Annotated in this window: 15 protein-coding genes and 1 pseudogene; 15 read left to right on the top strand and 1 reads right to left on the bottom strand. The window is 38.5% G+C overall.

Annotated features, from left to right (window positions below; all coding sequences use genetic code 11):
• Positions 1–92: 92 nt before the first annotated feature.
• From ACQ76X_RS15940 to ACQ76X_RS15970, 7 genes and pseudogenes are all read left to right on the top strand, one after another.
• On the top strand, positions 93–917 hold the full coding sequence (locus ACQ76X_RS15940; protein WP_438494975.1) for a DeoR/GlpR family DNA-binding transcription regulator: 825 nt from the start codon (positions 93–95) through the stop codon (positions 915–917).
• Between the two features lie 796 nt (positions 918–1,713).
• A complete protein-coding gene (locus tag ACQ76X_RS15945; protein WP_438494976.1) occupies positions 1,714–1,869 on the top strand; it encodes a putative holin-like toxin in 156 nt (51 codons plus the stop codon).
• Positions 1,870–2,088: 219 nt separating this feature from the next.
• Positions 2,089–2,436 (top strand): annotated as a pseudogene (locus ACQ76X_RS15950) (sigma-70 family RNA polymerase sigma factor); the annotation flags it as partial.
• 271 nt (positions 2,437–2,707) lie between these two features.
• Positions 2,708–3,223, top strand: coding sequence for a hypothetical protein (locus tag ACQ76X_RS15955; RefSeq protein ID WP_438494977.1), 516 nt, complete (start codon positions 2,708–2,710; stop codon positions 3,221–3,223).
• Positions 3,216–3,743, top strand: coding sequence for an accessory gene regulator B family protein (locus ACQ76X_RS15960; protein ID WP_438494978.1), 528 nt, complete (start codon positions 3,216–3,218; stop codon positions 3,741–3,743). Before ACQ76X_RS15955 ends, ACQ76X_RS15960 begins: the two co-directional genes overlap by 8 nt.
• Positions 3,740–3,877, top strand: coding sequence for an AgrD family cyclic lactone autoinducer peptide (locus tag ACQ76X_RS15965; protein WP_438494979.1), 138 nt, complete (start codon positions 3,740–3,742; stop codon positions 3,875–3,877). The genes ACQ76X_RS15960 and ACQ76X_RS15965 overlap by 4 nt, the downstream gene beginning before the upstream one ends.
• 14 nt (positions 3,878–3,891) lie before the next feature.
• On the top strand, positions 3,892–4,278 hold the full coding sequence (locus ACQ76X_RS15970) for a LytTR family transcriptional regulator DNA-binding domain-containing protein (protein WP_438494980.1): 387 nt from the start codon (positions 3,892–3,894) through the stop codon (positions 4,276–4,278).
• Between the two features lie 525 nt (positions 4,279–4,803).
• On the opposite strand, the gene ACQ76X_RS15975 is transcribed toward ACQ76X_RS15970, so the two are convergent.
• Positions 4,804–5,286, bottom strand: coding sequence for a hypothetical protein (locus ACQ76X_RS15975; protein ID WP_438494981.1), 483 nt, complete (start codon positions 5,284–5,286; stop codon positions 4,804–4,806).
• Positions 5,287–5,465: 179 nt separating this feature from the next.
• Here ACQ76X_RS15975 and ACQ76X_RS15980 point away from each other — a divergent pair, with 179 nt between their 5' ends.
• The 8 genes from ACQ76X_RS15980 to ACQ76X_RS16015 all read left to right on the top strand — a co-directional run bounded on the left by ACQ76X_RS15980 (position 5,466) and on the right by ACQ76X_RS16015 (position 8,058).
• On the top strand, positions 5,466–5,729 hold the full coding sequence (locus tag ACQ76X_RS15980) for an XRE family transcriptional regulator (protein WP_438494982.1): 264 nt from the start codon (positions 5,466–5,468) through the stop codon (positions 5,727–5,729).
• Between the two features lie 177 nt (positions 5,730–5,906).
• Positions 5,907–6,035 carry a hypothetical protein gene (locus tag ACQ76X_RS15985; RefSeq protein ID WP_438494983.1) on the top strand — a complete coding sequence of 43 codons (129 nt, stop codon included), beginning with the start codon at positions 5,907–5,909 and terminating at the stop codon, positions 6,033–6,035.
• Positions 6,036–6,178: 143 nt separating this feature from the next.
• Positions 6,179–6,574, top strand: a complete 396-nt coding sequence (locus ACQ76X_RS15990; protein WP_342436772.1) for a hypothetical protein — start codon at positions 6,179–6,181, stop codon at positions 6,572–6,574.
• 60 nt (positions 6,575–6,634) lie between these two features.
• Entirely contained in the window at positions 6,635–6,835 is a 201-nt protein-coding gene (locus ACQ76X_RS15995) for a hypothetical protein (RefSeq protein WP_342436771.1), read from the top strand.
• Positions 6,836–6,958: 123 nt separating this feature from the next.
• Complete coding sequence (locus ACQ76X_RS16000; protein ID WP_342436770.1) at positions 6,959–7,156, top strand: hypothetical protein; 198 nt, start codon at positions 6,959–6,961, stop codon at positions 7,154–7,156.
• Positions 7,157–7,213: 57 nt separating this feature from the next.
• Positions 7,214–7,381 carry a hypothetical protein gene (locus tag ACQ76X_RS16005; protein ID WP_342436769.1) on the top strand — a complete coding sequence of 56 codons (168 nt, stop codon included), beginning with the start codon at positions 7,214–7,216 and terminating at the stop codon, positions 7,379–7,381.
• Between the two features lie 77 nt (positions 7,382–7,458).
• Positions 7,459–7,734 carry a hypothetical protein gene (locus tag ACQ76X_RS16010; RefSeq protein WP_342436768.1) on the top strand — a complete coding sequence of 92 codons (276 nt, stop codon included), beginning with the start codon at positions 7,459–7,461 and terminating at the stop codon, positions 7,732–7,734.
• 105 nt (positions 7,735–7,839) lie between these two features.
• Positions 7,840–8,058 carry a hypothetical protein gene (locus ACQ76X_RS16015; RefSeq protein WP_341377927.1) on the top strand — a complete coding sequence of 73 codons (219 nt, stop codon included), beginning with the start codon at positions 7,840–7,842 and terminating at the stop codon, positions 8,056–8,058.
• Positions 8,059–8,273 lie beyond the last annotated feature (215 nt).

An 8,273-nucleotide genomic window follows, 5' to 3' on the forward strand; every position in this document is an offset into this window, starting at 1 on the left:
AATCTGTATACTACATGGAACGAGCTGTATAATGAAATTCCAGAACGTATCCAAGCCAGAATTGGTGAGATTATGGGGGAATGTTGATGTGAATGGAAAAAGAGCGTTGTTATAACTATGTTAAGGGAGGGAGCAAGTTGTCGCTTGCTGGGGAGGATAGAAAGATCAGTATTATGAATCTGCTTAATGAGAAGGGCAAAGTAATTGCCAGAGAGCTTTCTTTGCTCTTTGAAGTTTCAACGGAAACGATACGAAGAGATCTCGATGAGCTGGAAAAAGAAAATAAGTTAAAAAAAATATATGGCGGTGCGGTTAAGTTCAAGGTGGGAATGGAGCCTCCGCTTTATGAAAGAGAATTATTAAACGCTGAGGCCAAGAGCAAGATCGGGCTTCTTGCTGCGGAGTTAATTGATCACAACGATGTGATTATAATAGATGAAGGAAGTACGGCTCTGCAAATTATTCATTTTTTAGAGGGCAAGCATAATGTAACGATATTGACCAACTCTATACCAGCGATGATGTTACTGATAGAAAATAAAAAACGCGGGGCCTTCGACGGTAAGATTATTTTGATAGGCGGAGAAGTCAACGTAAAACATTTGCGGGTATCCGGTCCGATTGCTGAGAAAATCATGGAGGATTTCTATGTTAATAAATCCTTTATTTCTGTGGATGGTGTTTCCTTGGAGTATGGGATTACAAGCTATGACTACGAGCAAGCGGTACTGACCAGGGAATTAATTCGTTGTTCAGAGACAGTGATTGTAGTTGCAGATGAGTCGAAAATCGCTAAACGAACATTAGCCAAAATTGTTGACTTTCATGAGGTGCATGTTATCGTTTCTGATCAAGCGCCTCCAAACGGTTGGATTCCGAAGCTCAAGGATAGCGACGTCAGATGGATCCATCCTTAGGGGTTATAACTTTGCTATATAAGTTGAACTTTAGATTTACCGATCCGGCATAGAACGCAACTGCGGTGAATGTTTGGACTTCCGGCCGCTGTTGTCTCCCGATTTCTTGATTTATACCGCTATTGCGGTTGAAATCCGGAGACAAAGGCGGTCGCTATCGCTCCTACAGTTCCAAAATTCCCCTCCGCTGCTTTAGCCTCTAGGCAGTTCTTTAGTTCAAATTATATAGATTAAATTGAAAATCATAAGTTTTTAATGAATGAAACCTTAAATTACGATCTGTAACAGATTGTGGTTTGAGGTCATTTTTTTTGGCCTTTCTAATCTATCCTGAGAAATCCACCTTTATTCCTTCTTCATCTTACCTATAATTACATAAAAAGGGTTATGGTGTGAGTTTCAACGAAAGGAGTTTAATATGAAACAGGATTGGAAAGCGGTTCAGATCATCATAGTAATCTTAATAGTAACAGATGGATTTAAAAATTTTTATAATTTAACAAGTGAAACCCCATCAATCGGTTTCAACACTTCTTTAACAACCTCTTTCTACTACTTCCCATCTATTGTGCTATCAGTGTGTTTAATCTTTTTTATTGCTTTATTTTTTATTACAAAAAGAAATAGGTTTTACAAATTGTTAAGTGGGTCTATTCTTTTATACGGCTTATATACAATTATTTTCACTCTGGTGACATTATCACCTTTATTCAGTGATTACTGGTACATTATGATCTTGGGATTATTGTTGGGATTCATCGAATGTACTGTCGGCAAAAAAATGCTCAAAAACTGATTGCAACCATGGCAAGTAGAGGTATACCAAGCGCTGACGCTAATGATTTCATTTGCGATGCGGATTGTGTTGATCCTTTCATCCGCAAAAGAAATAGACCGCCCCGACAAGGATAACGGTCTATCTCAGGCCCATTCCGTAAGCCGCCGCTCTTAATGCGGATTGTACACGGGAGTCGTGTTGACGCACGGCTCCTTTATATTTTTATCTTATCACACGAAAGAGTATACCTAAAACCCCTGTTATAATAGCCCGTACCTATTTCTCCCGTACAGGCACTTCTAGGCATCTACCCACATACAATAAAAGGACCATGAACCCGTAGTTCTCATTGCTGATCGGTTTCATTGTACATGTGCGGGAGGTGTCGCCAAGTTGCCAGGAATCATAAGCACGATAGCGCTACTGATCAAAGAACTGACGCTGCTGGTATCGTACGTAAGAAACAACGCTTTTCCCCAGCCGCTCTCGGAGCAGGATGAAAGCAAATACTTAGGGATGATGGCTGAGGGCGACGCTAAGGCTCGTAACTTGCTAATCGAACACAATTTGCGCTTAGTTGCCCACATAGTGAAAAAGTTCGATAACACCGGCGAGGATATGGAGGATCTGATCTCGATTGGCACAATCGGATTAATCAAAGCCATCGAAAGCTACCGGCCCAACAAGGGTACGAAGCTCGCAACCTTTGCAGCTCGTTGTATAGAAAACGAAATTCTAATTACTATAGAGTAGCATGAGGCTTATAATAAGCAGCTTAGTTTTATAGATGAAATGGACAAGTCAGTAAAATTCATAAAAGATATTAAGCTGAAGTATACGCTTAGATATTAGGCGTTATATAATTAATCTAATGAAATTTATGGAAGCGGTGTTGGTATTGTTGTGGGAGCCTTTAGGATATATGTTATTTTCTACAATTGAAGCTATATCCGTATATTGTTTGACAATGACGTTGTTTCGCTACAAGTTTAGTAATTATGTCTGGGAGGCAATGTTTACAGTCTTACTAGTAAATCTTCAGAGCTATGTAATGAGAAGTGAATTTTCGCTTGCCTATCTGGTTCCTTTGATTACTATCTTCATCTTCGTGTGTTTTTTTACCGTGATAGTAAAAATACCTATTATTTGGTCAGTGGTTGTCACTGTGATGGGATACGTGATTTATGCTCTCCTTCAGACAGGACTTGCAAAGTTGCTAATTGGGTCTATTGAGGCAGCTCAAGATGATTTATCAAAGGGATATTTACTTCAATTTTCCAGTGGATTTATAACGATCTTATTATCAATATGGCTATATAAAATTGGTTGGGGATTTAAATTCGACTTTGAAAGATTAAGATTCCGCTTTGAGGATATATTAATGATCACATTAATTACAATGTTTTTAGTTTTTGTTTCTGTTGTTTTTTATTATAATGAACTGTTTGTAAATATTCTTTTTTTTTCAACGGTGATGTTATTCTTACTGTATTATGCTATAAGAAGGGAGCGAGGGGATATTGATTGAAGTAATGGGCGAAAAATTGGCTACAAGTATAAAGAACGTTGTGCCTAATCATCCAGCGTCACATGCAGTTCTGAAGTTTGCATTGTCGGTTGTTTTAAACGTCTTATTAATTATTAGTTTCACTTTGGGAGTGTCTCTATTCACTGGTAATACAAAGGAAGCGAGTCTTATATTGATTTCCTTTGCCTTATTAAGACAAGTCACTGGAGGCGTCCATCTCAAGTCTGGAAGCTTGTGTGTATTATTTACAACTTTGTTATTCACGCTTTTGTCATACATGGATTTGAGCATCATATATGTCCAAGTAATGAATGGACTAAGCTTACTATTAGTTTTTTGGTTAGCACCAATTGGAATTGAACGACAGACTCGGATAGCCAAACGTCACTGGCCGTTGCTAAAGATAATAGCCTTAGTGTTGATTCTAACAAATGTACTAATTGGCTCTGGGGCTATCGCGGTGAGTTTCCTTGCTCAGTCCGTTACTTTATTGATCGCAAAGGGGGTGAAATCCATATGATGAAAAATTTGCAACTAAAAGCTGTTTATAAAATGGCTTCTGCCCTATCTGCATTGGCTGCTCTGGTAGTGATATTATCCGCGAGTATCGTATATATTAATCAACCGGAGGTACCCGAAGAACTGCTTAAATAGTTTGGAGGCTTAATATGGGCTTTATAAGTGCTACTAAAGATATAGAAGGCTACTCAGGCTTAACGGCGGTGAAGGGAGAGGACATTCTTTTCTTAGCTATAGAAAGCCGAGCAGGAGTAATAATACTACATACTCTAAATTCGATATATTATACAACTGGGACTTTAAAGTATTGGACAAAAGTTTTAAATGCATCAGGATACTGTTTTATGCTTGCTGACCGTAACAATAGCATAAACATAAGTAATATTGTCGAGATTAATAAATTGCTAAAAGTGGCTTATTTTGAACCTGCTGGTGTTAGAACTCGGACCTCAAAATTCAGCACGATGTCTAAAAGTGGACTCAATGAAGTTCTGCATCTTATGGCACACTTAGATAAGTCAGTAATAGTCAATTAGCCGCCTCTCAGGGCGGCTTTTTTGCTGTGCTGCATTATACCAAATGTGTTATGTAAAATGCTGTCGAAATAAGGAAGAGAACAAGGACAATTCATCCCGATGAATTAAAATTTACATTTAGTCAGATATGGGATTAAATTGAATTAGGAAATAATTCGAAATGCAAATTACTATTGACAATGAAACAAGAATAAATTATATGGTGTAGTTGTTGAAAGTAGGAAATTACTTTCATTTTTATTTGATCGGTCATTTATTAATAAAGTAATTGGCTCTTTGGAACACCTATAATGGTATGGGTTATTCGTAGCAATATTATTGCTTTTGAATATCCGTCTTTTGAATCAGATAGATGGACCTTTGGATTAGAATCAATTTTTTGTTGTTCGTAATTTGGTTCATTTACGAACACTTGTTCTTGTGATAACATGAACATATTACCAATTGGTTTAAAGATATTGAATGGATGTGAAAGTAATGGATAAGGATCAAGAAGAAAAAGAATACATAGATTTCAAAGATGAATTATTCGCTATCCTCTCCTCTTGCGAGAGCAATTGTCTCCATAACCTTAAGGAATATTTCTTTGAACTTTGGATCGCTGGGAGATAATCCCCATTTATCTGCAGATATAAGGATCATTTTTAATGTTTCTTGAGTCTCCTTATCAAGGATGATTTCTGAATTACTGTCCCTGAATTTTTGATTTTCACCAAAACCCGTTAATGCATCTGCTTTATCTGATGCATTTTTTTTAAGTATGGGTCTGATTTCTGAGGGTGCTTTATCTACATAACGAGCCATCAGAAGAGCTTCAGCATCTCCTTTGGTTACTTTTGCTAAGGCACGAGTAATATCTTCGGAAGCAGGCGGTTTATTACCGTTTTTTAGTTTGCTTATATAAGATTTTGTGATTTCTACTCCGATATGTTTTGCCCTAATGACAATTTCCCCGAGGCTTAACCCACTCTCATCAATATACTTTGTAAGTAATTCATGATACTTCAATCCGCAACATCTCCTTATGTATCAATAATAATTGAACGTTGACTTAAAATTCAACGGGAAGACGAAAAAGTACACAAATAACGTTGACTTTTTAGTGACCGAGAGTTACTATAAGGTCAACGATTGAGTTGACTTAAAAGTGACTCGATCACTAAAATGTGATTGGGGTGAGCAGATTGATGATTTACCGGGATCTAATAAAAAATGCAATGGAGGAAAAAAATTTAAGCCTCCGCCAAATAAGTAACTTAATTACAGAATTATATGGCATACAGATTGACAGTTCATATCTGTCGAAACTGAGATCGGGTGAGAAACCACCTGCAAGTGACAAGATAAATGATGTTTTAGCAAAGTTTTTAGACCTTGATGCAATTGAATTAAAAGCAGCAGCTTATCGAGAAAAAATCCCGCCTGAAGTCCTGGCAAGGATCAAAGGATAAATACAGAAACAATAAAATTTATGTATAAAAAGGCGATCTGAGTAAGTTATAGCATCCTAGAAATTTTACATGTACATATATTGTGCGGGTATATCACCAGTGAAAACATAGTGATTGAATATTTGGGTCGCTAAGGATCTTGTAAAATAACGCTTTACAAAACGGAGGTGAATAGTGATGGCCATGAAGAATGAACATACCGTCACAATAACGGAAGGGCCATTACTTAAAGCTAACATTATCAATGCTCTTAAGTATCTGGGGAACAAAAAACTAGATGAAATGAAGAAGAAAACCGCTATGTAATTAATATTAATTTTGACTCAGGCTCATATATCATATCAGATTATGGTTTTTTCGTTAAGGTCACAAAACATGCCAGAGTTGCAGGAATTATACAATATTTTTGTTGATGCAATAGATAACAAATTATTGAAGAGGGAGATAATATGGCGAATTTTAAGAATTTACTTTCCATTCAACAGCGCCTAGAGGAAAAGTCAGAGCAAATCGAAGCAATCAAACAGAGACGTCGCACACTATTCGCAGATGTTCCTGCCAATGAAAAGGAGATCATTTCTTTACATTTTGAAATTGAATTAAAAAAGCTCGAACTCTTACATATCAAACGAGAACAAATTACCGAGTTGAAGAGCTCCACGGATGTGTACGACAAGACTATGTATTTACACCAGTTAACCCGGCTTCAAAGTATCAATGAGAAATGCATCACACTATTGGTGAAACGGCTATTTGAGGAAGGTCATGGACTAGAACTAAAAAAAAGAGGGCTTGTCAGGGAATGTACCTATGTGAATCCAATGATTTTACATCAGAAAGTGTGAACCAAGGTGAATTTCTTCACTAATGACTATAATGACTATTCCTTGATGAGGAACTTTCAGATGAGTGATACAAATAAGCAAGAGTTTGCAGAAGCGCTTGCTGATAGGTACATACAGCTTGAAAATCTGCTGAAACTATCGACGGAAGACTCCGAACGTCAGGAAGCCCAGATTGAGTTTGATCGTTTCCAAAGTGTCATTAATGATCTCCCTGCAGATATCTTTCGGTTGGTCATGGAACGAGTAACCATAAGCGATTAAAGAGTACAGGCCTCGGCCTTGTCTCTCTATCCACTCTGATGAGGTAGTGGATAGAGAGATGCGGCTGACGTATCCAAATAGCTGAACGCAATTTTGCGTTTAGTAATGAAATGAGGAAATAGTATGAAATCCCTGGTGAACGTTAAACCAATGATGAAAAGTATGGTAGGAGAGAGGATTTGGGCGCTGAAATCAATTAATCCTGAAGCTTTTCAGCGAGAGCTTGGTAGTTATTTTGAACGTGGTTATCCAGGGTTTACTGTAGTGGATGAAGATTACCCCTACATATTTCTGATGGATAACAGACCAACCATTAAATAGTAATCTGTAAGCAAAATTAGTAGGGGACTCTCCCCGTAAACCAAAGGAGGTTATGTAATGGAACAGTGGAGCAACAATGCGTGCCTTGGATATATCCGTGCAGCATTGTCACGCAAAGGCTGGGCTGAGGAAAAGATTAGAGAAGTCGTTCGTGCCGTGTATTATGAATTTGATTTCAAGACCATAGAGGAAGCTGCCCAGCTGTATGAAAGGTCATTTGATTAACTGCTATTACAAAGATTTAAGGGAAAACACTCGTGAAAGAATAATTGGGATCTGCTAACAACGAAAGGAGTACATATATGGGGGCTATGAGTTCATTGCCAGTGATCACTGGCAGAGCTGCTGCAGAATACCTGCAGGACTGGCTGCACATCTCAGCGATTGTGAAGGTAGTGTCGGACGACAGGAAGTATCTCTACTTCAGAGGTAAAGATCCGATTGGAAGACGGATGGAGTACCGTGTGGAGGCTGTGGCTGAAGCAGATTACCATAACATTTACGAACGGACTCCAGATCCGGAACAATCGGAAGCATGGGAATGGGCCGATGCGATCCCTGTGAGGCGTGAGGGCTAGCTCTTCAGAACTCTTAGGGGAAGGCGAAGGTCAAGCCAGCTAGCAGTGTTAAGGGCTACAGCCCCATATCCAACAGCCGGAGGGCTTTAACTTTGGAGGATACTTATGGAAGAATTAATTCGCAAGGCCATGCGTTCAAGCTTGATTAACTCAAAAGAGGAAGCCCAGGAAGCGATTGAATTTGTTTCCAAACTGCTGAATTTGCAGATTAAAGAAACAATCGATAAAGAGCCGTATGCGAAAAATTGGATTGCAAGAGCTGAGGAAGCACTCCGGCTCGTCGATAATCTCTCTGAATTTGTTGACGAGAATCTGCCTGCCTGATGATGGCTCCAGTGGATTAATTGACTATTACGGGGCTACGGCCCCTCTAAAGGAGGAAATGAACAAATGAAATTCACCGCTAAAGAAAAATATGCTCTTGAGTCAGCGTTGGATGGTTACATTAAAGGTCTTCTAAGAGACATTCAAAAATGGAGTAATGATGTAGCTGTGGAGGCTTGCAAGGAGTTATTGACGTCGGCAGAATCAGCCATGGA

Source organism: Paenibacillus sp. IHBB 3054 (assembly GCF_051594305.1).
In the GTDB taxonomy this organism is placed as follows: Bacteria; Bacillota; Bacilli; order Paenibacillales; family Paenibacillaceae; genus Paenibacillus_AQ.

Excerpts from the sequence above, each read along its gene's own strand:
- ACQ76X_RS15985 (WP_438494983.1), top strand. The coding sequence starts at position 5,907 with ATGGCCATGAAGAATGAACATACCGTCACAATAACGGAAGGGCCATTA.
- ACQ76X_RS16000 (WP_342436770.1), top strand. The coding sequence starts at position 6,959 with ATGAAATCCCTGGTGAACGTTAAACCAATGATGAAAAGTATGGTAGGA.
- ACQ76X_RS15955 (WP_438494977.1), top strand. The coding sequence starts at position 2,708 with ATGTTTACAGTCTTACTAGTAAATCTTCAGAGCTATGTAATGAGAAGT.
- ACQ76X_RS16010 (WP_342436768.1), top strand. The coding sequence starts at position 7,459 with ATGGGGGCTATGAGTTCATTGCCAGTGATCACTGGCAGAGCTGCTGCA.
- ACQ76X_RS15980 (WP_438494982.1), top strand. The coding sequence starts at position 5,466 with ATGATTTACCGGGATCTAATAAAAAATGCAATGGAGGAAAAAAATTTA.
- ACQ76X_RS15995 (WP_342436771.1), top strand. The coding sequence starts at position 6,635 with ATGAGTGATACAAATAAGCAAGAGTTTGCAGAAGCGCTTGCTGATAGG.
- ACQ76X_RS15990 (WP_342436772.1), top strand. The coding sequence starts at position 6,179 with ATGGCGAATTTTAAGAATTTACTTTCCATTCAACAGCGCCTAGAGGAA.
- ACQ76X_RS16005 (WP_342436769.1), top strand. The coding sequence starts at position 7,214 with ATGGAACAGTGGAGCAACAATGCGTGCCTTGGATATATCCGTGCAGCA.
- ACQ76X_RS15970 (WP_438494980.1), top strand. The coding sequence starts at position 3,892 with ATGGGCTTTATAAGTGCTACTAAAGATATAGAAGGCTACTCAGGCTTA.
- ACQ76X_RS16015 (WP_341377927.1), top strand. The coding sequence starts at position 7,840 with ATGGAAGAATTAATTCGCAAGGCCATGCGTTCAAGCTTGATTAACTCA.
- ACQ76X_RS15940 (WP_438494975.1), top strand. The coding sequence starts at position 93 with ATGGAAAAAGAGCGTTGTTATAACTATGTTAAGGGAGGGAGCAAGTTG.
- ACQ76X_RS15965 (WP_438494979.1), top strand. The coding sequence starts at position 3,740 with ATGATGAAAAATTTGCAACTAAAAGCTGTTTATAAAATGGCTTCTGCC.